The sequence below is a fragment of the Amycolatopsis sp. WAC 04182 genome, from assembly GCF_003947465.1.
In the GTDB taxonomy this organism is placed as follows: Bacteria; Actinomycetota; Actinomycetes; order Mycobacteriales; family Pseudonocardiaceae; genus Amycolatopsis.
Genome location: NZ_QHJJ01000010.1, coordinates 1 through 20,810, shown reverse-complemented (window position 1 = coordinate 20,810; position 20,810 = coordinate 1). Strand labels below are relative to the sequence as shown.

The window sequence follows — 20,810 nt, the reverse complement described above, 5'->3', positions numbered from 1 at the left end:
GGAGGCCGCGTGGCTGGGACCGGGTACTTCACATCCGTCGAAGACGTGACGGCGAAGCTCGCCGACACCGGCTACCTGGCCTCCGCGGCCGTCGCCACCACGGTGTTCCTCGCGGACGCCCTCGGCAAGCCGTTGCTGATCGAGGGCCCCGCGGGGGTCGGCAAGACCGAGCTGGCGAAGGCGGTCGCGCAGGCCAGCGGCTCCCGGCTCGTGCGGTTGCAGTGCTACGAAGGCGTCGACGAGTCCCGCGCGCTGTACGAGTGGAACCACGCGAAGCAGCTTCTCCGGATCACGGCGGGCAAGGACGAGACCTGGGACGAAGCCCGCAACGACATCTTCGGTGAAGAGTTCCTGCTGGCCAGGCCGCTGCTGACGGCGATCAAGGGTGACGAGCCGACCGTCCTGCTCATCGACGAGACCGACAAGGCCGACGTCGAGATCGAGGGGCTGCTGCTGGAGGTGCTCGGCGACTTCCAGATCACCGTCCCGGAACTCGGCACGATCACCGCCGGGCGCAAGCCGTTCGTGGTGCTGACCTCCAACGCGACGCGTGAGCTTTCCGAAGCGCTGCGACGCCGCTGCCTGTTCTTGCACATCGACTTCCCCGACGCGGCACTGGAACAGCGCATCGTGCGGCTCAAGGTGCCGGGCGTCGACGACGCGCTCGCCGCGTCGGTGGTCAAGGTGATCACCGCGCTGCGGGCGATGGAACTGCGCAAGGCGCCGTCGGTCGCCGAAACCATCGACTGGGCCCGCACGCTGCTGGCGCTCGGCGCGGACAGCCTCGGCGAGGACGTCGTCCGCGCGAGTCTCGGCGTGATCCTCAAGCACCAGGACGACGTCGTGAAGGCGGACGCGCGGCTGGAACTCGGCAAGGTCCTCGACTCGTGAGCGGTGTGCCGGGCAGGCTCGTCGAATTCGTGGAAGCGTTGCGGGAGCACGGGATCCCGGCGGGTCCCAGTGAGACGGTCGACGCCGCCGCGGCACTCGAAGTACTGGGCCTGGCCTCACGTGAGCAGATGCGCGAAGGGCTCGCGGCGGCGCTGGTCCGGCGCGGCGGCCAGCGCGCGGTGTTCGACGCGACGTTCGACATCTATTTCCCGCTCGGCGTCGGCGCGCCGTCCCAGGACCCCGTCGAAGATTTGGCCGCGTTGCGGGACCGGCTCGCCGCCGCGCTCGCCGCCGACGACCAGACGGAACTGACACAGCTGGCCGGGCTCGCCGTCGACATGCTGGGGGAGTACGGCGGCACGTCGGGCAGCGGCGGTTGGTCGGCGCACCAGACGCTGGAACGGCTTCAGCCGCAGACGCTCGTGGTCCGCGTGCTCGAAGCGATCCGTGCCGGCGTACAGGAGGATTTCACCGACAGACTGGACCGCGACGACGTCCGGCGGCGGGTCGAAGGTTTCCGCGGGTTGGTGCGGACGGAAGCGCGTCGCAGGGTGGCGGAAGTCCGTGGCAGGGAACGGGTCTCGCGGCACGCCGTCCCTCCGGCGGCCGACCGCGTCGATTTCCTGCTCGCCAGCCGCGCGCAACTCGCCGAACTCCGCCGCGTCGTCCAGCCGTTGTCGCGCAAACTCGCCACCCGGCTGGCCGCCCGGCGACGGCGACACGCGCGCGGACAGATCGACCTGCGCCGGACGCTGCGGCGCTCGCTGTCCACCGGCGGCGTCCCGATGCGGCCGTCGTACCGGCGGCACCGGCCGGGGCGGCCGGAAATCGTGCTGCTGTGCGACATGTCGGGTTCGGTGGCCGGGTTCGCGAACTTCACCATGCTGCTGGTGCAGGCCTTGCGCGACCAGTTCAGCAAGGTGCGGGTGTTCGCGTTCATCGACGCGTGCGACGAGATCACCCACCTCGTCGACACCGGCGCCGCCGATCCGGAAGACCTCGGCGCGCGCATCCTCGCCGACGCGGAACTGACCCGCTGGGACGGGCACAGCGACTACGGGCACGCGCTCGGCGAGTTCGCCGAGCGCTACTCGGATGCCGTGGGGCCCAAGACATCCCTGCTCATCCTCGGGGACGCAAGGACCAACGGCGGCGACCCGAACCTGGACGCGGTGCGCGGGATCGCCGCCGCCGCGAGGCATACGTACTGGCTCAATCCCGAGCGGACCGCGCTGTGGTCCACGGGGGACTCCGAGGCGCACGCGTACGCCCAGGTCGTCGAGATGCACGAATGCCGGAACGTGCACCAGCTGACGCGGCTGGTGACCCGGCTTCTGCCCGCCTAAGGCTTCAGCGCGGCCTTCCCGTAGGCGTCGGCGTTGCTGAACACTTCTTGCCCGTACGCGGTGGAGTTGTTGTAGGTCAGCACCGCGCTCCACCAGCCGGCGGGATCTCCGAGGTCGCCGCCCCGTGCGCACATGTACCGCGCGGTCGTCATCGCCGCGTCGTCGATGTTCTGCGGGTCCGGCGCGGCGCCGTCGCCGCTCGCGCGGACGCCGTACCGCTTCCAGGTGGCGGGCAGGAACTGCATCGGACCGACCGCGCGATCCCACTTCGCGTCGCCGTCGAGGGCGCCCTTGTCCGTGTCGACGACCGCCAGCACGCCGGGGGAGCCGTCGAGCGGGATGCCGACGATCGGCGGCGTCACGACGCCGTCCTCACCGGCGCGGGAACCGTCGTGGCGGGCGTGCTGGGACTCGGTCCGGCCGATCCCAGCGATCGTCGCCCAGGTGATTTCGCAGCGTGGAGTGGTCTTCGCGGTCTTCTCGGCGGCGTTCACGTAGGCCCGCAGCGCGCGTGGAGGAATGTCCGTGTTCTCGGACACCTTCGCGATCCAGGCGTCCTTCGCGGGCTCCGCGGGCAGCGGTCCGGCGTCGCCGGGGATGGCCGAACGGGGCGCGGGCTTGAGCGAGGGGACGACGAATTCGGGTTTCACCGGCACCGGCTCGCGGTCGTTGAGGCTCACCACGACCCACACGGCGCCGGCCACCAAGGCGCCCACGACCAGGAGCGCGAGCATCACGCAGCCACGCGGGCCGCGTCTCTGGGGCGGCGGTTGCCACTGGTCCATGAGGTCCAGTGCCGAAGGGGACGAAGCGGTCACCGGTTCCACGGTACGTGACGGTTGTGGAGAAGTTGTGTGCCCCGCCGTCCGGGTGATGCGGCCCACGGGGTGTGATCGCCCCCTTTGCCCGGTTGACAGCGCTTCGGCCGGATGGTGAGACTAGTCCGCGTTAGGAAGGTTTCTTAACGAGGGCTCGCCGCGCCCCTGCTTCACGGAACGCAACGACGCTTCTGAAGGAGGCACAAAGTGGTACGCCCAAGATGGCGGGCGGCGCTGGTCACGGTGCTCGCGGCCGCCTCGGTCCCGATCTCCGCCCAGGCCGCTTCCGCGGCTCCCGTCCGCTACGAGTCCGAGAACGCGACGATCTCGCGCGGCGTGGTCGAATCCAATCACACGGGCTTCACCGGATCCGGCTTCGTGAACTACGACAATGTCGCCGGCAGCTACGTCGAGTACACCGTCAACGCGGCGCAGGCCGGACAGCACACGCTGACCTTCCGCTACGCCAACGGCACCACCGCCAATCGCCCGCTCGACATCACCGTCAACGGTTCCATCGCCGTCGACGACCTCGGGTTCGCCGGCACCGGCGCGTGGACGACCTGGCGCACCGTCACCACCACGGTGAACCTCGCCGCGGGCGGCAACAAGATCCGCACCACCGCCGTCACGGCGAACGGCGGCCCCAACGCGGACTCGCTTTCGGTCGAGGCCAGTGGCGGCTCCAACGACACCGAAGCGCCGACGGCGCCGGGCTCGCCCACTACGTCGAACGTGACCTGCGGCAGTGTGACCCTGATCTGGCAGGCGTCGGCCGACAACGTCGGCGTCACCGGGTACCGCGTCCTGCGGAACGGGCAAACCGTTGCCACGACGGTGAATCCGCCCGCGACGGTGTCCGGCCTCGCCGCTTCGACGGCCTACTCGTTCACGGTGGTCGCCCACGACGCGGCGGGGAACACCTCCGCGCCGAGCGTCGCCGTCTCCGCCACCACTCCGGCGTGCGGCAGTGGGACACCGGTGTCCATCAACGGAAAGCTCCACGTCTGCGGCGTCAAACTGTGCAACCAGTACGGCAAGCCCATCCAGCTTCGGGGGATGAGCACCCACGGGATCCAGTGGTACAGCCAATGCGTGAAGACCGCCTCACTGGACGCGCTGGCCAACGACTGGAAGGCCGACATCCTGCGTGTCGCCATGTACATCCAGGACGACGGCTATGAGAGCAACCCGCGCAAATTCACCGACATGATGCACAACTACATCGAAGAGGCGACGAAACGCGGGATGTACGTCCTCGTCGACTGGCACCAGCTCGACCCCGGTGACCCGAACGCGAACACCCACCTCGCGAAGACCTTCTTCGCCGAGATCGCCCAGCGGCACAAGGACAAGGTCAACATCATCTACGACGTCGCGAACGAACCGAACGGCGTCAGCTGGGCGGACGTGAAGCGGTACGCCGAAGAGGTCATCCCGGTCATCCGCGCCCAGGACCCGGACAGCGTCGTCTTCCTCGGCACACACGGCTGGTCGACCTTCGGTATCTCCGACGGCCGCGACGAGAACGACATCCTGAACAACCCGGTCGACGCCACCAACATCATGTACACGTTCCACTTCTACGCGGCGTCGCATCAGGACGAGCACTACGACGCACTGGCGCGGACCGCGGACCGGATCCCGGTGTTCGTCACGGAATTCGGCACCCAGACCTACACGGGTGACGGCGGGAACGACTTCACGTACTCGCAGAAGTACCTGGATCTGCTGGCCGCCAAGAAGATCGGCTGGACAAACTGGAACTTCTCCGACGACTTCCGCTCCGGTGCCGTGTTCAAGACCGGAACCTGCGCCGGGAACTCCTTCACCGGCACTTCGATGCTGAAGCCCGCCGGTGTCTGGGTGCGGGACCGCATCCGCACGCCGGACGACTTCCCGACCGGCTGACCTCCTGCGTTCAGTCCTCTGATTGCGACCGTCGCGATCAGAGGACTGAACGCGTCAGGCCAGCCAGGCGTCGATCTCTTGGTGGATCGACCGCTTGAGCTCGGTGGGCGCGAAGGACGCGTCGACGGACGCCCGGGCGAGGCCGGCGAGCGCGAGATCGTCGTAGGCGAACGCCTCGCGGGTGCGCAGGAACTCGTCGGTCAGCGTCGTCCCGGTGACCGAAGGGACGTCGGTGCTGAGCGTGACCACGAGCCCGGCGTCGACCAGCCGGGGGAGCGGGTGCTCCTCGAACGAGGGCACGAGCCCGAGCGTCACGTTCGACGACGGGCAGACCTCCAGCGCGATACCGCGCTCCCGCACCTCGGCCACCAGCGCGACGTCCTCCAGGATCCGGATGCCGTGGCCGATCCGTTCGCTGTGCCCGACCTCCAGTGCCTCGCGGATGCTGGCCGGGCCGGCGTCCTCCCCGGCGTGGTGGATCAGGTGCAGCCCCGCCTCCTCGGCCTCGTCGCAGATCCCGGCGAACGGCGCGAGCGGGTACTTCTCCTCCCCGGCGAGCCCGATCGCGAACACCCCGTCCGGCGCGTACCGGCGTGCCAGGTCGAGGGTGAGCCGGGCACGTTCGACCGACCGGCGGCGCGAGTGGTCCAGCAGCACCCGCCAGTGGAGCCCGGATTCGGCCGCCCCCGTCGAGAGTCCTTTGAGGACAGCAGCCAGCGGCATGTCCGGCTCGCCCAGCCGTTCGCCGTGCGAAGCCGCCGTGAAGGTGACCTCGGCGTAGCGGACGCCGTCCGCGACCTGGTCCTCGCAGAACTCGCGCGCCACCCGTTCGAAGTCCTCCGGCCTTCGCAGGCAGGAGCGCAGCAGCGCGTTGTAGTCACCGAACGCGCGGAAGCCGTCGAACACGGGTTGTTCCGCGGGTACGGCGATGCCGTTCGCCTCGCCGAGATCACGGAGAGTGCCCGGCCGGATGGTGCTTTCGAGGTGGACGTGCAGATGGGCCTTGGGCAGCAGCGAAAGATCCCGCATGAGACCGAACTTAGCGGCCTGGACCGGCCTCGCGCGCCCCGTTTTCCGTGCTCCGACCGGCGCGGGTATCCGAAATGAGTGATTTGGCGCGCTCCGGGGAACCCAGTGACCACCACCGGTCGTTGAGCAGGACACCAGACGACCCCGAGGAAAGGGACCACAGTGCCTCTACTGCGGAAGTTGACCGCCCTGGCCGGCACCGCCGGGGCCGTGCGCGCCTACGTGCGGAAGAACCCCGAGAAGGTCTCCAAGGTCGTGAACAAGGCCGCGACCTTCGTCGACCACAAGACCAAGGGCAAGTACCACAGCCAGATCGACGGCGCGGTGCGCAAGGTCGACGGGATGACCGGACGGCCGCCGCGCCGGCCTTACGAGCACTAGGCGTCCGCTAGCGTCTCGAGGATCTGCTCGCCGTACTTCGCGAGCTTGTTCTCGCCGACGCCGCTGACGGTACCCAGCTCCTGCAGCGTGGTGGGCCGTTTGGTGGCGATCTGGCGCAGGGTCGCGTCGTGGAAGATCACGTACGCGGGCACCCCCTGTTCCTTCGCCGCCGCGGCCCGCCACGACCGCAGCAGCTCGAACACCGGCGCCGCCTCGGCGGGCATGTCGGCGGCCGCGGCCTTCTTCGCGCTGGACCGGGCCGCGGCCTTCGCCGCTCGCTCCGGCTCGCGCCGCAGCTGGACCTTCCGTTCCCCGTTCAGCACCTCGGCGCTGCCCTCGGTCAGGACCAGCGAGCCGTAGTCGCCCTCGACCGCCGCGAGCCCCTGCGCCAGCAGCTGCCGCACCACGGCCCGCCACTCGGGCTCCTTCAGCTCCGTGCCGATCCCGAAGACCTTCAGGGAATCGTGCCGGTGCTGCGTCACCTTCGGCGTCGACTTGCCGAGCAGGATGTCGATGATCTGCCCCGCGCCGAACTTCTGGCGCCGCTCGTTCTGCAGCCGGACGATGGTCGACAGGATCTTCTGCGCCGGGACCGTGCCGTCCCAGGTCTCCGGCGGCGCCAGGCAGGTGTCGCAGTTGCCGCAGGGCTCGCTCCGCTGCCCGAAGTAGTTCAGCACCTGCACACGACGGCATTCGACCGTCTCGCACAGCGCCAGCATCGCGTTGAGGTGGGCACTCAGCTGCCGCTTGTGCGCCTCGGACCCCTCCGACATGTCGATCATCTTGCGCTGCTGGACGACGTCCTGGAGGCCGTACGCCAGCCACGCCGTCGACGGCAGCCCGTCACGGCCCGCGCGGCCGGTCTCCTGGTAGTAGCCCTCGACGGACTTCGGCAGGTCCAGATGCGCGACGAACCGTACGTCGGGTTTGTCGATGCCCATGCCGAACGCGATCGTCGCGACGACGATCAGCCCGTCCTCGCGCAGGAACCGCGACTGGTGCTTCGCACGGGTCCGCGCGTCCAGCCCGGCGTGATACGGCACCGCCGGAATCCCGTTCTCGACCAGGAAATCCGCGGTCTTCTCGACCGAGTTCCGCGACAGGCAGTAGACGATCCCCGCGTCGCCCTTGTGCTCGGTGCGCAGCAGCTCCAGCAGCTGCCGCTGCGGCGAGTTCTTGCCGACGATCCGGTACTGGATGTTCGGCCGGTCGAAGCTCGCGACGAAATGCCGCGCGTCCTCCAGGTTGAGCCGGGACGCGATCTCGGCGTGCGTCGCCTTGGTGGCGGTGGCGGTGAGCGCGATCCTCGGCACGTCCGGCCAGCGCTCGTGCACCGCGGACAGCATCAGGTAATCGGGCCGGAAGTCGTGGCCCCACTGGGAGACACAGTGCGCCTCGTCGATCGCGAACAGCGAGATCTTGCCGCGGTCGAGCAGCCGCACGGTGGATTCGACCGAGAGCCGCTCGGGGGCCAGGTACAGCAGGTCCAGCTCGCCGGCGACGAACGCGGCCTCGACCCTGTTCCGCTCGGCGTAGTCCTGCGTCGAGTTGAGGAAACCCGCGCGCACGCCGAGGTTGCGCAGCGCGTCGACCTGGTCCTGCATCAGCGCGATCAGCGGTGAGATCACCACGCCGACGCCCGGCCGCACCAGCGCCGGGATCTGGTAACACAGCGACTTGCCGCCGCCGGTGGGCATGAGGACGAGCGCGTCACCGCCTGCGATGACGTGTTCGACGATGGCGTGCTGGTCGCCGCGGAAGTCGTCGTAGCCGAAGACGCGGTTCAGCGTTTCAAGGGCTTCCGAGACTTCCGAGGTACCGATGTCGGGGGCTGCCACCCGGACGATTCTAGGGGCGGGGTCCGACAGTCGACGCGCCCGCGCACCTCAGCGCGGGAACTCCCAGTCCAGCGCCCGGTTTCCGGTGACGACCGGCCGGTAGCCGCCGTCGGCGGGCCCGCCGGTTTCGAGCGCGGTCGCGGTCTGCTCCAGCAGTTCGGTCAGGGTCGCGGGCCGGTGATCGAAGCTCACCGAACCCTCGTGGTTCCAGTCGCCGAGCCGCCCGGTTCCGGTGCGCTGGTCGAGGAACAGCCCGTCGCCACCGCCGTCGACGGCGACGGGCACGAAGCGCCCGTGCCACCACGAGCCGACGCTGTCGTCCCACCCGCTCGAGATCAGTACTTCGCACATGACCTTCGCTTGGCTCGCGATGGTTTCGGTGGAAGCGAGGTGGTGGAACGGGGGCAGGGCGAAACTTTCGCCGACGCCCGAAACGCCGTCGTGGCGCAGCAGGAAGGCGACGAGTTCGGCGGGCAGGGGGACGCCGGTCTCCCGTTGCGTCTGGGCGATCCGCGCGAACGTCGCGGGCGGGCGGAGGCTCGCCGCCGTCGTCGGCGCGTGGGTCTTGAGCCACCGCTCGACGCGGTCCCAGGCGGCGTTCACCCGGCGGGTGGTCGCCGCGGGGACGGGATCGAGCGTGGCCGGGCCCTGTCCCAGGCGGCAACCGCTGTCGACGGTGAGTGTCGGCCGGGTCGTGGGCGCGGGCGCGGCGGTCGAGTAGGACGGCGTGCGCGGTGTCGTCGGCGGGGCAGCGGGGTACCACTGCGCACCCTGGTCCCGCCCGCCACGCACCGTGACCGCGAAGACGAGCCCCAGCACGATGACGACACTCGCGACGGCGATCACGACGGCACGCCCCCACCCCTTGCGCATGGGCCGACCCTAGTCTTCGGCGGCCTTCCGGCGTTCGCGGCGGCCGCGGGCGATCTCGGTGGCGAGCGCGTCCAGCGGACCGGTCCAGAACCGCCGGTACTGGTCCAGCCAGCCGTCGATCTCCTTGAGCGGGCCCGGATCGACCGAGTACAGCCGTCGCGCGCCCTCGGCACGGACGGTGGTGAAGCCGTTTTCGCGCAGGACGCGCAGATGCTGGGAGACCGCGGGCTGCGAGATCCCGAACTCGGCGCGGACCACCGCGGTCACGTCGCCGGAACTCTGTTCCCCGCCCGCCAGCAGTTCCAGGATCCGGCGGCGCACCGGATCCCCGAGGACGTCGAACGCGTGCATCCGGCAACTATCACGGCCTGGGCTTATATAAGTCAAGGTTGTAAGGCAGGGGTCACCTTGCGGTGGCATCGTGGGCGGAAGACGCAGGAAGGGGATTCGATGAAACTGGCCGAAGTGGTGGCCGACGGGTTCGGCCGCGTCCAAGAGGTCGTGCACGACGCCGTCGAGGGGCTCAGTGCCGACCAGCTGACCGCGAGCCCGGCGCCGGGCGCGAACACGATCGCCTGGCTGGTCTGGCATCTGACCCGGGTGCAGGACGATCACGTCGCCGGCCTGATGGGCACCGAGCAGATCTGGAGCGCGCGGGACTGGATGGGCCGCTTCTCGCTGCCCTTCCCGGCGTCGGACATCGGATACGGACATCGCCCCGAGGACGTCGAGGCGGTCCGTGTCGGTTCCACCGACCTGCTGACCGGCTACTACGACGCGGTGCACGAAGCGACGACGGCGTGGGCCGCCGGACTGGCCGAAGCCGACCTCGACCGTATCGTCGACGAGGCGTGGGATCCGCCCGTCACCCTCGGGGTTCGCCTGGTCAGCGTGCTTTCCGACGATCTCCAGCACGCCGGGCAGGCGGCGTACGTCCGGGGGCTCGTACTCCGCGATACGTAGGCGAGGTGCCGCTCCACGACGGACGACGGGAACGCCGCCCGCGGAAACACTGGTCGCATGAGTACTTCCACAGTGCGGCGACCGCCGATGACGCTCACCCCGCGGTGGCGGAAACTCGTCCTCGTCGTCCATGTCGTTTCGTCACTCGGTTGGCTCGGGATCACCATGGTGAACGCGGTCCTGACCTTCACCTCGGTGTTCACCGACGACGCCCGCCGCCAGCACGCGGCCATCCTGATGATGGACCAGATCGGCGGCTATCTCCTGCTGCCGGTCAGCATGACCGCGCTGGTCAGCGGGATCGTGCTCAGTCTCGGCACGAAATGGGGCCTGGTCCGGTACAAGTGGGTCGCGATCAAACTGGTCCTGACCCTGGTCGCCGCCGGGCTGACGCTGTTCTCACTGCTGCCGGGCATCCGGGAACTGGCGGCCGCCGCGGAGTCCACTTTGGATGGTGTGTTCGTGGAGGCGGGGCGGCGCGTGGACGGGTTCTACCCGATCATCGTGTCGACGACGATGTACGTGACCATGACCGTGCTGTCGGTGTACAAGCCGGGCGGCAAGACCCCGTACGGACGCAGGGTGACCGCCACCCGGGTCCGTGACCGGCAGCCTGCCTAGAACTCCTTGAGGGCTTCGTCGATGCGCTCGGCTTCGGCGCGCAGATCGTCCAAGACGGTCTGCGCGGCCGAGGTCTCACCGTTCGCCGTCTCTTCCTCGAGTTCGGCGTCGGCGAGCCGCCGCCGGAGCTCGTTCGCCTTCTCCGTGGCCTTCTCCGCCCGGCGTTCGGCGCGGGTCACGTCGATCTCCGCCTGTTTGCAGGCCTTCGCGAGTTCGGCGGCCTCGCGCCGGAGCCGGTTGAACTCCGCCACGCGCTTCTCTTCACGTTCGGCCTCTTCGCGGGCCCCGGCGATCCGCTCCTGCTCGGCCTCCTCGGCGGCTTTCTGCTTCGCCTTCCGTCGATCGTCCAAATGCGACACGGTGGCGGGCTTTTCGCGCTCCGGCGCGGGCTTCCGCTGCGGTTGCGGAGTGAACCCGCTGGTCAGCCACTGGTCGCCGGTGCTGTCCGCCCCGCTGCTCAGCCGCCCGGCCAGGGCGAGCGCCGCGACCTCGGGATCGGCCACGACGGCTTCGAGGGTGGCTTCGACTTCGCGCGTGACCGGCTCGCTCATCGAACGTTCGTCCCGCAGGACCCGGTTCACCAGCTCCTGCCGCCGCCGGGCGAGTTTGCGCAGGTCCGCCCCGGCCAGCGCCGAATGCGCCTTGCGCAGGTCGTCGCCGAGCTTGGCCAGCTCCGCCAGTTCGGGGGAGCCCGCCCGGCGATTGAGGATCGAGGCCGCGAGCGTGGGCTTCCGCAGGGCGCGGATACGCTCGGCCAAGGCGGGGTCCCCCGCGGCCTTGGCCTCTTTCGCCCGTTGGTTGCGCACCGACACGAACTCGGCCGGATCGCCGGCGTAGAGCTCGTCCGCGACTTCGTCGAAGTCCATCGCCCTCCGCAGGGTCAGTGGCCGGTCAAGGCCGGATCGGGTGGCCATGCTGCCGTACGCGTCAGCCGATGATCCCACGAGATTCCGGAGCTTTCACCTTTTCGGGGTTATCCGGCCACTAGCGGATCGGGCCCTTCGGCGACACCCGCCGGACCGGTGAATCCGGGTTGCCCGGAGCCGGTCGGACCAAGGAGAGATCGGCACTTTGGAGGTGGCTTCCTCCCGATGGCGGAACAACGATGGTGATCAGGGGGAAGTCATCGGCCGCTGGAGGCACCGCATGTCCGTCACCGAACGCGTTCCCGTTTCACCGCAGGCGAGTTTCTTCGGCTCCGGACCGTATCCGGAACACCGCTGGCGCGTGGTCCTCTGGTCCGTCCTGGCGGGATTCGCGCTGACCGTGGTCTGGTCGGCGCCCTTTGTGGACAGTGTGATCGGGGACAGTGTCGCCAACACCCTGCTGGGACACGACGCCAAGGCGACCCCGATCGGCGGAGTGCTGGCCGGAACGTTCTTCGCGTTCGTCTCGGGGCTGGCCGGAACGTTCACCGCGTGCAACATCGCCGCTTTCGGCGCCGTCGCCCCCCTTGTCGGCGGACGGACCTCCGGGCGGCCGAAGTTCGCGGACACGCTGAGGCCACTGGGCTGGATCGCCGCGGGAATGCTGACGGTTTCCGTGGTGTACGGCGTCATCGTCGCGCTGGTCGGCACCCGGATGCCGCAGTTCTCGACGGCCTCGTCGTCCGGTGGGCTCAGCCCGCGGAACATCCAGTCGATGATCGTCTACGGCGTGATCGGGATCGTGTTCATCGTGCTGGGCCTGGCTTCCGTCGGCATCGTCCGCAACCCGATCGCCGGGCTCACCCGCCGGTTCCCGCCCGCGCCGCTCGTGCTGATGGGCGCGCTCATCGGCGGTTTCCTGATCGGCAGGCCGTTCCCGCTGTTCCGGATGATGTTCCGCAGCGCGGCCGAAAGCCACAACGTGTTCTACGGCGCCGCCGCGTTCGCCCTGCAGTCGGTCGGCAACATCCTGGTGATGGCGCTGTTGTTCCTTCTGCTCACGCACGGCACGGGCGGGCGGCTGCAACGATGGATGCTCGCGCAACCGACCAGGATCGCCGTGGTGACCGGTGCCGCGTTGCTGGTCGCCGGCACGTTCACGCTGCTGTACTGGGACCTGCGCGTGCTGGGCCGGACGGGCGTCATCTGGTACCCGACGATCAAGTGGTGAAGAGCCGGGCCAGTACCTGCTCCACCGAATCCTGAAGGCACCTCGCCGCGTCCTCCCGGCCGGCGAGGTGTTTCAGCAGGCCTTGCTGGAACAGGCCGTCGAAGAGCGCATACGTCGTCGACGAGGAGAAATCCGCCGGTTCGCCCAGGAGTTCCGCGTACCGGGAGACGACCCGCCAGATCATCAGTTCGAGTGTCTCGTCGATGGCGAGAACGTCGGCTTGGAACAGCTTCTCGAACAGGCTCTGGTTGCGCAGGTCGTACCAGAGGCGGTGCAGCCGCGCGTTTTCCCGCAGCGTGGCCGCGGTCGCCGCACCGAAGGCCGTTCTCAGTTCTTCGGCCGTTTCGGCGGTTTCGACTATCCGGTCGTACCGGGTGACGCATTCGGCCTTGTACTGCTTGACGCAGTAGGTGATCAGCTCGGCCTTGTCCCGGAAGTAGTAGTGCAGGACCCCGTGGGAGAACTCGGAGTTCTGCGCTATCTCCCGCAGGCTCGTGCGCGCGTAGCCCAGCTCGGACAACGTGACCAGCGCCGACCTCGCCAGCTGCGCGCGCCGTTGGCCGAATCTGTCCACCTGGCGGGTTTCGTCACCGCTGCGGTCCGCCACGTCGGTCACAGTTCCCGGTTCCCGTCGCCTCGGGTGCCCGCCGTCCACGAGCACGTCGTCGGATTCTAGCCCGGGAAAGGGTTTTCTTGCGCCCGACAGAATTACTCGAGCCACTCGGTGATGAAGTGGTCGCTTTCGTGGATGTGGACGGCTTCGTAGATTTCCGGCCCGATCACGGCGAACTTGTGCGGGGTCTCCGCGGGCACGACCAGGACGTCGCCCGCCCCTCCTTCACGTTCGGTGTCCCCGATGGTGAACCTGGCCCGGCCACGGATGACGACGAACGTCTCGCGATACGGATGCTGGTGCAGCCTCGGTCCGGAACCGTCGACGTCGGTCCGCTCGCGGATGATCGAGACTCCGGAGCCGATGTCGCGGCCCTCGACGTTTCCCAGGGTTTCGGTGGTCATTCCGCCACTCTAGCCCTGGTCACGGGTGCCGTGGGGCTACTCGCCGCGGTCGACCACGAACGCCGAAAGGCCGACCAACAGCGCCCTGGCGGGCCGGTCGGGAAGGCTCAGCGCCAGGTCTCTCGCCTTGGCGGCGTACCCGTGGGCTTCGGCGAGCGCGCGCACGACACCGGCGGATTCGCGAAGGAGCCTGAGCGCCTCCTGGCGGACCACCGGATCGGAAACCGGTCCGTGGCCGATGATCTCGCGCAGGCGAGCGGCGCCGGGACCTTCGTCGTCGAGCGCGTGGAGCATCGGCAAGGTGACGATGCCTTCACGGAGATCCGTGCCCGCGGACTTGCCGAGGTCGGTGGTGGACGCGGAGATGTCGAGGACGTCGTCGGAGATCTGGAACGCCACTCCGATCAGTTCGCCGTACTGGCCCAACGTTTCGATGGTCCGCTCATCCGCACCCGACACCTGCGCGCCGAGCCTGCCCGCCATCGCGATCAGCGACGCGGACTTGTCGGCCATCACCTGGATGTGGTGTTCGTACGGCGCGTGCCGGCCACAGTCCTCGAACGGCCCGGTCGTCTCGAGGAACTGGCCGCGTACGAGCCTGCCGAACGTCTTCGCCTGCGAACGCAACGCGTAGTCGCCGAGCCCGGCGCCGACCCGTGCCGCGCAGGCGAGCACGTAGTCACCGATCAGGACGGCTTTCTTGTTGCCCCACAAGGAGTTCGCGCTGGTGACCCCATGCCGCATCGGCGCCTCGTCCATGACGTCGTCGTGATAGAGCGTCGCGACGTGGACGAGCTCGACGAGGGCGGCCGCCGAGATCGCGTCGCCTCGCCCGTCGCCGAACGCCGCCGCGGCCAACGCCATCAACGGACGGAGCCTTTTCCCGCCCGCGCGGACGAGATGGGTGGCGGCTTCGGTCAGTTCCGGGCAACCGGGGCTGCGCAACACCTCCTGAAGTCTCTCTTCGACCCGGGCGAGCCCGGTGCGGAGTTCGGCGGCGAACTCCACGTGCCGATCGACGGCCGGGTCCAGGCCGAGTTCCGTGACGATCCTGGTCGTGTTCACGACCTCCAGCATCCGAGCCGGAGGTGCGCGACCGCATGGCGCCCGGGAGGGAGATCGCTCCCTCCCGAGAGGGAAACCGCCGGGTCAGAAGGGCGGCTCCGGGTTTCCGGCGGGCACCGGCGTTCGCTCCCAGGCCCCGTCCGACTGCGTGCCGCCCGAACTCCGGCCCGCCTTGTTCACCTTCGCCGTGGCATACCGCAGCGACGGGCCGATCTCGTCGACGTCGAGCTCCACCACCGTGCGTTTCTCGCCTTCCTTGGTTTCGAACGATCGCTGTTTCAGCCTGCCCTGCACGATGACCCTCGTCCCTCTGGTGAGCGATTCGGCCAGGTTCTCCGCGGCCTGCTTCCACAGCGCGCAGCGCAGGAACAGCGGGTCTCCGTCGCGCCATTCCCCGCTCGCGCGGTCCAGGACGCGGGGTGTCGACGCGACCGTGAAGTTCGCGACCGCCGCTCCGGACGGGGTGAACTTCAGCTCCGGGTCGGTCGTCAGGTTGCCGATCACCGTGAGCACCGTTTCTCCGGCCATGGGACTTTCCTCCTCTGATCCGCGCGCGGGCCCTGGCCGGGCCCGCTGTCGCCTGTGAAGAGGAGATCACCGGGGTACGACAGTTTCCGGCGTCCCGTGGCGGCCGGATGTCAGGAAAGGGTCGTTCAAGACGAAAAGTGTCCTGAACGGCCCTTTCATGACAGGAGAGGATCGAAGTCAGTCCTCCAGCGCTCGCCGGAAATGCTCGGCGAGGTCGAGTCCAGTGGCTTCTTCCCTGGTGTGCCAGGCGAAAGCGTCGTGTTCCTCGGGATCGAGCACGACTTCGCCCGCGGTCTCTTCGGAAAGCGTGTACACCGTGGCGTGAATCCGCATCGGCCTGCCCGCGACGTCGTCCCAGCTGTGGGTGCCGCGTTCGCCGGTCACGCGGACGGTCAGCCCGGTCTCCTCGGCGAACTCGCGGACCACGGTCTCGTCGGGCCGCTCGCCCGGCTCGACGGTCCCGCCCGGCAGTTCCCAGCGTCCGCCGAGGAAGGACCCCGGCCGCCGCCGGATGAAGAGGATCTTCCCGTCGCGGATGAGCCTGCCATAGGCCAAGTACTTGTCCGTCACGAGCGCATCTTCCCGTATCCGAAAAGGCCGCCCGATTGAGGACCGAAACTGTCCGCAATGCCTCGTAACGTGGGCTTCATGGAAAACACCGAGATCCGCCCCTTCCGCCTCGACATCCCGCAGGAGCAGCTGGACGAGTTGCACGCGAAGCTCGACAGCGCGCGCTGGCCCGCTCCGCTCCCCGGCGACGGCTGGGACACCGGAGTGCCGGTGGCCTGGCTGCGCGGACTCGCCGAATACTGGCGCGACGGCTACGACTGGCGTGCCGCCGAACGCGAGATCAACCGGCATCCGCAGTTCACCACGGTCATCGACGGCCAGCGGATCCACTTCCTGCACGTCCGCTCGCCCGAAGCCGGCGCGACGCCGCTGATCCTCACGCACGGCTGGCCGGGTTCGGTCGTGGAGTTCCTCGACGTCATCGGCCCGCTCACGGATCCGAAGGCGTACGGCGGCGACCCGGCGGACGCGTTCCACCTCGTGATCCCGTCGCTGCCCGGCTTCGGTTTTTCGGGCCCTGTCTCGGATTCCGGCTGGACCATGCCGCGGATCGGCCGGGCATGGGCGGAACTGATGCGACGGCTCGGGTACGAGCGCTACGGCGTGCAGGGCGGCGACCTCGGCGCTTCCGTGTCGCCAGAGGTGGCCAGGTCCGCGCCGGACAAGGTGATCGGCGTGCACGTCAACGGCGGGCTGACCCCGATGCCGCCGATGTCGTTGTCGGAGGAGGAACTCGCTTCGCTCACCGACGTCGAACGCGATCGCATCAAGCGGATCGGGGCGTTCATGCAGGAGGAGTTCGGCTACATCGCGATCCAGTCGACGCGGCCGCAGACCCTCGGTTACGGACTCGTGGACTCGCCGGTCGCGCAGCTGGCGTGGATCATGGACAAGTTCCGTGAGTGGACGCATCCGCGCCCGACCTTGCCGGAAGAGATCATCGACAAGGACCGGCTGCTGACCAACGTGATGTTCACCTGGCTCACCGGCACGGCCGCTTCATCGGCTTACGTCGGCTACGCGCAGGCGGAAACCTGGGGAGCCGTCGAGAAGAACTCCGGCGTGCCGACGGCGGCGCTGATCTTCGCGCACGACGTCGGGATCCGGCGGTATTCGGAGGACGCTCACACGATCGTGCGGTGGACCGACGTCGATCGCGGCGGGCACTTCGCGGCGTTGGAAGAGCCCGAGATCCTGGTTTCGGACGTGCGGGAGTTCTTCCGCTCCCTCAAATGACGAGGACGGCCGTTTCCCCGAGGAAGCGGCCGTGATCGTCCACTTCGGACTCCAGTCCGGCGATGGCGGACCGCGGAAGCGTGGCGAAGGGCTCCACGACGACCTTCGTCAGCTTCGCGGTCCGCTTGGTGTGCCATGTTCCGGAGATCCGGCCGTCGATCAGCACGGTCGGCGCGATCATCCCGCCGCCGGAGTTGACACGTTCCGCCTCGGCCGGGTCGAGGAGCAGCCCGCGGTCACGGTAGCCCAGCAGGTACGTGTCGAAGGCGCCGAGCAGACGCGGGGGACACGGGGGAGCGGACAGATCGGTCTCCGAGAGGGCGAAGCCATCGGCGACGGGAACGGGGTCCAGCGAGGTGAAAGCCTTGCGGCAGAGGCCGAGCGGGAGCCCGGACCAGGCGCTGAAGTCCTCGGCGGTCGCGACACCGTAGGCGGTCAGGTACCGGTGGGCGAGTTCCGTATGCGGTTCGTCCGGCGTGCGGCTCTCGGTGACCCATTCGTCGAGGAGCACGTACGTCGGCTCCGACCCGGAGTCCTGGCCTCGGCACAACAGTCCGCGGTTGGCCGCGTACGCCAGGAGATGGGCCGGTGCCTGGGATCTCGCGTCGAGCACGATGCCCTCGGCGGCCAGGCGGTCCAGGATCTCCTGCCGCGTGAGTGCCTCGCCCGGCAGGAGATCCCGGAGTTTGCCGAGCGCGCGTTCGCAGAGTTCGTCGGTGAGGCCCAGCTGCCTGCGCCGTCCCTGCCCCGCCTGGACGTTGCGCGGGCCGAACAGCCGGTTCAGCCAGCGGAGATCCGCCGTCGGCACGAGATGGAGCGTCTTGCGCATCAGCCAGGTGCGCGTGACCGCGCGGGACGCGTCGACGTCCGGAGCGGTCAGCCCCCGGCTACGGGCCCGGATCGCGAGCCGGGCGGCGGGCGTCGACTGCGCCTGGACCGCGGCGACGGAGCGGACCACGGAGAGCACGTCGGTGGCAGGCACGGTCAGCAGTTGCGCGCGGGCGCGGACGGCACGGATGTCGTCGTCGGACAGTGTCACCCGTTGACGATCTCATGAGCGTGCGCCGGTTCGGTGTGCGTGACCCCGGAAACCCCACCGTCCGGCGCCGCGCCGAATCCGGCTACGGTGGAGCCGTGACCCAATCCTCGTACCCGGCCGCCCTGCGGTGGCTGTTGTTGTGCGTGGTGGCGCTGGGTCTGGTGGGTATGCACCACGTCGTCGCAGAATCCGGCCACGACCCGGGGCACTCCGCCGTCGCGATGGCGGATCCGTGTTGCGCGGACACGCCTTCGCACGACGACGGTGGACACAATGGACTGCACCTGTGTCTCGCGGTGCTCGCCGCGGCCGTGCTGCTGATCGTCTCCTGGCTGCTCGTCCGGAACGGGCGGACGGTGGCGACCTGGACGTCGCGCCCTCGCGGCGGTTCGGCGTCGGGCCGTGACCCGCCGCGCTGGAGACCGGTGCCCGAAAGATTGTCGCTTCTTTGCGTGTTGCGGGTGTGACAGGCGGGTTCGTCCCGCCCTGCCCGAAACCGATTCAGAGGAAGAACCATGACCAGCAGGAAACTGGTCGGGGCCGCGCTCGCCGCCCTGGCCTCCTTCGCCGTGCTCACCGGCTGTGCCAGCTCCGACACCGCTTCCACCGGACACACCATGTCCACGGTGAAGGCGCCGGATCCCCAGCAGGCAGGCCACAACCAGGCCGACGTCACGTTCGCGCAAGGGATGATCCCGCACCACGAACAGGCGCTCGCGATGGCGAAACTCGTCGACGGCCGCACTCGCAACGCGAAGGTCGTCGACCTGGCCGCGAGGATCCAGAAGGCGCAGGATCCGGAGATCCAGCAGCTGAACGGACTGCTGAAAGGCTGGGGAGCGGCGCCGTCGGGCGAGCACTCCGGACACGGCTCGGCGTCCGGCATGATGACCGAGGGTGATCTGGAGAAACTCGGCAAAGCCAAGGACGCCGCGTTCGACAAGCAGTGGCTCGAGATGATGGTCAAACATCACGAAGGCGCGCTCGAGATGGCGAAGACCGCCTTGCAGCAGGGCCGCAACGCCGAGGTGAAGGCGTTGGCACAGAAGGTGATCGACGGTCAGCAGGCCGAGATCACCGAGATGCGCGCCCTGCTCGGCTGAGCCGGGACGGTGGCGCGGGCCGACATCAGCCGGCCCGCGCCACCGCCTCCCGGAAGTGCACGCATCGGGTGAAGTCGTCGTGCTCGCACCCGAGCGCGCAGTCGACGATCCTGAGCGAGGCCTGCGCGGCCGCGATCCGTTGCTCGAGTTCCTTCTTATGGTGCTTGAGGATCGCTTCGCGCTCGCTGGGCTCGCGGAACATCTCGCGGATGCCGTCGAGGCTCAGGCCCGCTTCCTTCGAGCGCAGGATGATCGCGATCCGGTAGAGGTCGTTGTCGTCGTACCGCCGCCGGTCGCCCGCCCGCGCCGGCTTGAGGAGGCCGACGGATTCCCAGTGGCGCAAGACGTGCGTCGCCAGGCCGAAGCGCTCCGCGACCTCGCCGACGCTCAAGGTACTTGACTTCATGTCGACATTAAGCCGGACGATCTCCGGTATGTCCATGTTGCAGCGGCTCGACGCCGCCGATGCCCTGCCGGGAGCCGCCGAACTGCGGGCCCGGACCTACGAACTGCTCCGGCTCGAACCCGGCTCCGCCGTGATCGACGTCGGCTGTGGTGCCGGGCTTGCCGTAGCCGAGATGTCGGCGCTGGGTTTCCGCGCCGTCGGTGTCGACCTTTCGGCCGAGATGGTGGACGAGGCCCGGAGGCGTTCACCCGATCGGGATTTCCTGATCGGGGACGCCTACGCGTTGCCGGTCGACGGTGGATTCGCGGGCTATCGGGCGGACAAGGTGTTCCATGAACTCGCGGAACCCGACGCCGCCCTCGCCGAAGCGCGGCGGGTTCTGGCCCCTGGTGGACGGATCGTGTTGTCCGGGCCCGACTGGGAGGCGCTGGTGATCGATTCCTCCTATCCGGCGCTTACTCGGGAGATCGTGCGCGCGCGGGCTTCGACGATCACCGCTCCCAGGATCGCGCGTGGATTCCGGCGGCTGCTCACCGGAAACGGGTTTCGTGAGGTGTCGGTCGAGGGAGTGGTCGGGTTCCTCGGAGGGGAGTCTTTCCTGCGCGGGCTGGTGGATGTCGCGGTTCGGGTGGGGGCGGTTTCCTTGGCGGAAGGGGAGATCTGGCTGGCGGATCAGGTCGGTGATGTGGCGGTGCCGCAGTTCTTGGCTTCCGGGGTGGTGTGAGGCGGCCGTCGCCGAAAATCGGCGACTGATGTGGTTATCGTTGCGGTGTAATGGAAACTCGCACTGGCCCGGAAACTGTCGGTGGTCGGTTGTAGCTTCTGTGTGTGGACACTCTCAACGCCACTGTGGCGCTACTCAAGGAAATCACTGCTTCTGATGTGGTGAAGGAGGTCAATGCCGGGCTGGATTCGTTGGGGGACGGTGATGCTGTCGACGCGGCTGTCGCGGCGTCGGAGGGGATCGCGCGGTTGGAGGCGGTCCGGTTCCGCGCGTTGGCTCAGCTGAATCGGCACCGTGGTGGGGCGTCGAGTGTGGTGCAGGAGGTCGCGTTCGCTCTGTCCGTTGTGGACGCTC

Annotated in this window: 24 protein-coding genes and 1 pseudogene; 12 read left to right on the top strand and 13 right to left on the bottom strand. The window is 68.8% G+C overall.

Going from position 1 to position 20,810, the window contains the following annotated elements:
* The first annotated feature begins 9 nt into the window (after positions 1 to 9).
* Positions 10 to 891 (top strand): MoxR family ATPase, encoded by an 882-nt coding sequence (locus DMH01_RS39705; RefSeq protein WP_005155088.1) that lies wholly within the window; start codon positions 10 to 12, stop codon positions 889 to 891.
* Complete coding sequence (locus DMH01_RS39700) at positions 888 to 2,237, top strand: VWA domain-containing protein (RefSeq protein WP_125684194.1); 1,350 nt, start codon at positions 888 to 890, stop codon at positions 2,235 to 2,237. The genes DMH01_RS39705 and DMH01_RS39700 overlap by 4 nt, the downstream gene beginning before the upstream one ends.
* Here DMH01_RS39700 and DMH01_RS39695 read toward each other — a convergent pair.
* Positions 2,234 to 3,055 carry a lytic transglycosylase domain-containing protein gene (locus DMH01_RS39695; protein WP_125684192.1) on the bottom strand — a complete coding sequence of 274 codons (822 nt, stop codon included), beginning with the start codon at positions 3,053 to 3,055 and terminating at the stop codon, positions 2,234 to 2,236. The genes DMH01_RS39700 and DMH01_RS39695 overlap by 4 nt on opposite strands.
* 207 nt (positions 3,056 to 3,262) lie before the next feature.
* Here DMH01_RS39695 and DMH01_RS43460 point away from each other — a divergent pair, with 207 nt between their 5' ends.
* A complete protein-coding gene (locus tag DMH01_RS43460; RefSeq protein WP_233621855.1) occupies positions 3,263 to 4,966 on the top strand; it encodes a cellulase family glycosylhydrolase in 1,704 nt (567 codons plus the stop codon).
* Between the two features lie 54 nt (positions 4,967 to 5,020).
* On the opposite strand, the gene add is transcribed toward DMH01_RS43460, so the two are convergent.
* On the bottom strand, positions 5,021 to 5,995 hold the full coding sequence (gene add / locus DMH01_RS39680; RefSeq protein WP_125684190.1) for an adenosine deaminase: 975 nt from the start codon (positions 5,993 to 5,995) through the stop codon (positions 5,021 to 5,023).
* Positions 5,996 to 6,157: 162 nt separating this feature from the next.
* On the opposite strand from add, the gene DMH01_RS39675 reads away from it, so the two are divergent.
* A complete protein-coding gene (locus DMH01_RS39675; RefSeq protein ID WP_016335889.1) occupies positions 6,158 to 6,376 on the top strand; it encodes an antitoxin in 219 nt (72 codons plus the stop codon).
* Here the strand turns inward: DMH01_RS39675 and recQ are convergent.
* Genes recQ through DMH01_RS39660 form a run of 3 tightly spaced genes read right to left on the bottom strand, consistent with a single transcriptional unit; the run spans position 6,373 to position 9,438 of the window.
* On the bottom strand, positions 6,373 to 8,214 hold the full coding sequence (recQ, locus tag DMH01_RS39670) for a DNA helicase RecQ (protein WP_199745800.1): 1,842 nt from the start codon (positions 8,212 to 8,214) through the stop codon (positions 6,373 to 6,375). The two genes, DMH01_RS39675 and recQ, sit on opposite strands and share 4 nt — an antisense overlap.
* 48 nt (positions 8,215 to 8,262) lie before the next feature.
* Positions 8,263 to 9,087 carry an SMI1/KNR4 family protein gene (locus DMH01_RS39665; protein ID WP_125684187.1) on the bottom strand — a complete coding sequence of 275 codons (825 nt, stop codon included), beginning with the start codon at positions 9,085 to 9,087 and terminating at the stop codon, positions 8,263 to 8,265.
* Positions 9,088 to 9,096: 9 nt separating this feature from the next.
* Entirely contained in the window at positions 9,097 to 9,438 is a 342-nt protein-coding gene (locus tag DMH01_RS39660) for a helix-turn-helix transcriptional regulator (protein WP_034324421.1), read from the bottom strand.
* A gap of 99 nt (positions 9,439 to 9,537) precedes the next feature.
* Here DMH01_RS39660 and DMH01_RS39655 point away from each other — a divergent pair, with 99 nt between their 5' ends.
* Positions 9,538 to 10,050 carry a DUF664 domain-containing protein gene (locus tag DMH01_RS39655; protein WP_125684185.1) on the top strand — a complete coding sequence of 171 codons (513 nt, stop codon included), beginning with the start codon at positions 9,538 to 9,540 and terminating at the stop codon, positions 10,048 to 10,050.
* Between the two features lie 57 nt (positions 10,051 to 10,107).
* Complete coding sequence (locus tag DMH01_RS39650; RefSeq protein ID WP_233621854.1) at positions 10,108 to 10,671, top strand: hypothetical protein; 564 nt, start codon at positions 10,108 to 10,110, stop codon at positions 10,669 to 10,671.
* On the opposite strand, the gene DMH01_RS39645 is transcribed toward DMH01_RS39650, so the two are convergent.
* Complete coding sequence (locus DMH01_RS39645) at positions 10,668 to 11,537, bottom strand: hypothetical protein (protein ID WP_125684184.1); 870 nt, start codon at positions 11,535 to 11,537, stop codon at positions 10,668 to 10,670. The two genes, DMH01_RS39650 and DMH01_RS39645, sit on opposite strands and share 4 nt — an antisense overlap.
* 280 nt (positions 11,538 to 11,817) lie before the next feature.
* Between DMH01_RS39645 and DMH01_RS39640 the strand changes: the two genes are divergently transcribed.
* Complete coding sequence (locus tag DMH01_RS39640; RefSeq protein WP_125684182.1) at positions 11,818 to 12,768, top strand: hypothetical protein; 951 nt, start codon at positions 11,818 to 11,820, stop codon at positions 12,766 to 12,768.
* Here DMH01_RS39640 and DMH01_RS39635 read toward each other — a convergent pair.
* The 5 genes from DMH01_RS39635 to DMH01_RS39615 all read right to left on the bottom strand — a co-directional run bounded on the left by DMH01_RS39635 (position 12,758) and on the right by DMH01_RS39615 (position 15,948).
* Complete coding sequence (locus DMH01_RS39635) at positions 12,758 to 13,384, bottom strand: TetR/AcrR family transcriptional regulator (RefSeq protein WP_125684575.1); 627 nt, start codon at positions 13,382 to 13,384, stop codon at positions 12,758 to 12,760. The genes DMH01_RS39640 and DMH01_RS39635 overlap by 11 nt on opposite strands.
* A 92-nt stretch (positions 13,385 to 13,476) precedes the next feature.
* Positions 13,477 to 13,785, bottom strand: a complete 309-nt coding sequence (locus DMH01_RS39630) for a cupin domain-containing protein (RefSeq protein WP_125684180.1) — start codon at positions 13,783 to 13,785, stop codon at positions 13,477 to 13,479.
* A 36-nt stretch (positions 13,786 to 13,821) separates the two neighbouring features.
* Positions 13,822 to 14,850 carry a polyprenyl synthetase family protein gene (locus DMH01_RS39625; protein WP_233621853.1) on the bottom strand — a complete coding sequence of 343 codons (1,029 nt, stop codon included), beginning with the start codon at positions 14,848 to 14,850 and terminating at the stop codon, positions 13,822 to 13,824.
* Between the two features lie 84 nt (positions 14,851 to 14,934).
* Entirely contained in the window at positions 14,935 to 15,378 is a 444-nt protein-coding gene (locus DMH01_RS39620) for a single-stranded DNA-binding protein (protein WP_125684176.1), read from the bottom strand.
* Between the two features lie 177 nt (positions 15,379 to 15,555).
* The gene (locus DMH01_RS39615) at positions 15,556 to 15,948 is read right to left on the bottom strand and encodes an NUDIX hydrolase (protein WP_125684174.1); all 393 of its coding nucleotides are present in this window, start codon (positions 15,946 to 15,948) and stop codon (positions 15,556 to 15,558) included.
* A 78-nt stretch (positions 15,949 to 16,026) separates the two neighbouring features.
* Between DMH01_RS39615 and DMH01_RS39610 the strand changes: the two genes are divergently transcribed.
* Positions 16,027 to 17,184 carry an epoxide hydrolase family protein gene (locus DMH01_RS39610; RefSeq protein ID WP_125684172.1) on the top strand — a complete coding sequence of 386 codons (1,158 nt, stop codon included), beginning with the start codon at positions 16,027 to 16,029 and terminating at the stop codon, positions 17,182 to 17,184.
* Here DMH01_RS39610 and DMH01_RS39605 read toward each other — a convergent pair.
* Entirely contained in the window at positions 17,177 to 18,223 is a 1,047-nt protein-coding gene (locus tag DMH01_RS39605) for a winged helix DNA-binding domain-containing protein (RefSeq protein WP_125684170.1), read from the bottom strand. The two genes, DMH01_RS39610 and DMH01_RS39605, sit on opposite strands and share 8 nt — an antisense overlap.
* Positions 18,224 to 18,318: 95 nt before the next feature.
* Here DMH01_RS39605 and DMH01_RS39600 point away from each other — a divergent pair, with 95 nt between their 5' ends.
* Together DMH01_RS39600 and DMH01_RS39595 are read left to right on the top strand one after the other, a co-directional pair.
* Complete coding sequence (locus DMH01_RS39600; protein WP_125684168.1) at positions 18,319 to 18,690, top strand: DUF6153 family protein; 372 nt, start codon at positions 18,319 to 18,321, stop codon at positions 18,688 to 18,690.
* Between the two features lie 48 nt (positions 18,691 to 18,738).
* The gene (locus DMH01_RS39595) at positions 18,739 to 19,326 is read left to right on the top strand and encodes a DUF305 domain-containing protein (RefSeq protein WP_125684166.1); all 588 of its coding nucleotides are present in this window, start codon (positions 18,739 to 18,741) and stop codon (positions 19,324 to 19,326) included.
* A 25-nt stretch (positions 19,327 to 19,351) separates the two neighbouring features.
* Here DMH01_RS39595 and DMH01_RS39590 read toward each other — a convergent pair whose 3' ends face one another.
* Positions 19,352 to 19,732: a MerR family transcriptional regulator gene (locus DMH01_RS39590; protein WP_125684164.1), complete on the bottom strand. Its 381-nt coding sequence runs from the start codon at positions 19,730 to 19,732 to the stop codon at positions 19,352 to 19,354.
* A 28-nt stretch (positions 19,733 to 19,760) separates the two neighbouring features.
* On the opposite strand from DMH01_RS39590, the gene DMH01_RS43595 reads away from it, so the two are divergent.
* Complete coding sequence (locus DMH01_RS43595; RefSeq protein ID WP_125684162.1) at positions 19,761 to 20,456, top strand: methyltransferase domain-containing protein; 696 nt, start codon at positions 19,761 to 19,763, stop codon at positions 20,454 to 20,456.
* Positions 20,457 to 20,560: 104 nt separating this feature from the next.
* Positions 20,561 to 20,810, top strand: a pseudogene (locus DMH01_RS39580) (HNH endonuclease); the annotation flags it as partial.

Excerpts from the sequence above, each read along its gene's own strand:
- DMH01_RS39590 (WP_125684164.1), bottom strand. The coding sequence starts at position 19,732 with ATGAAGTCAAGTACCTTGAGCGTCGGCGAGGTCGCGGAGCGCTTCGGC.
- DMH01_RS39665 (WP_125684187.1), bottom strand. The coding sequence starts at position 9,087 with ATGCGCAAGGGGTGGGGGCGTGCCGTCGTGATCGCCGTCGCGAGTGTC.
- add (WP_125684190.1), bottom strand. The coding sequence starts at position 5,995 with ATGCGGGATCTTTCGCTGCTGCCCAAGGCCCATCTGCACGTCCACCTC.
- DMH01_RS43595 (WP_125684162.1), top strand. The coding sequence starts at position 19,761 with ATGTCCATGTTGCAGCGGCTCGACGCCGCCGATGCCCTGCCGGGAGCC.
- DMH01_RS39630 (WP_125684180.1), bottom strand. The coding sequence starts at position 13,785 with ATGACCACCGAAACCCTGGGAAACGTCGAGGGCCGCGACATCGGCTCC.
- DMH01_RS39620 (WP_125684176.1), bottom strand. The coding sequence starts at position 15,378 with ATGGCCGGAGAAACGGTGCTCACGGTGATCGGCAACCTGACGACCGAC.
- DMH01_RS39660 (WP_034324421.1), bottom strand. The coding sequence starts at position 9,438 with ATGCACGCGTTCGACGTCCTCGGGGATCCGGTGCGCCGCCGGATCCTG.
- DMH01_RS39640 (WP_125684182.1), top strand. The coding sequence starts at position 11,818 with ATGTCCGTCACCGAACGCGTTCCCGTTTCACCGCAGGCGAGTTTCTTC.
- DMH01_RS39610 (WP_125684172.1), top strand. The coding sequence starts at position 16,027 with ATGGAAAACACCGAGATCCGCCCCTTCCGCCTCGACATCCCGCAGGAG.
- DMH01_RS39655 (WP_125684185.1), top strand. The coding sequence starts at position 9,538 with ATGAAACTGGCCGAAGTGGTGGCCGACGGGTTCGGCCGCGTCCAAGAG.
- DMH01_RS39645 (WP_125684184.1), bottom strand. The coding sequence starts at position 11,537 with ATGGACTTCGACGAAGTCGCGGACGAGCTCTACGCCGGCGATCCGGCC.
- DMH01_RS39650 (WP_233621854.1), top strand. The coding sequence starts at position 10,108 with ATGAGTACTTCCACAGTGCGGCGACCGCCGATGACGCTCACCCCGCGG.
- DMH01_RS39595 (WP_125684166.1), top strand. The coding sequence starts at position 18,739 with ATGACCAGCAGGAAACTGGTCGGGGCCGCGCTCGCCGCCCTGGCCTCC.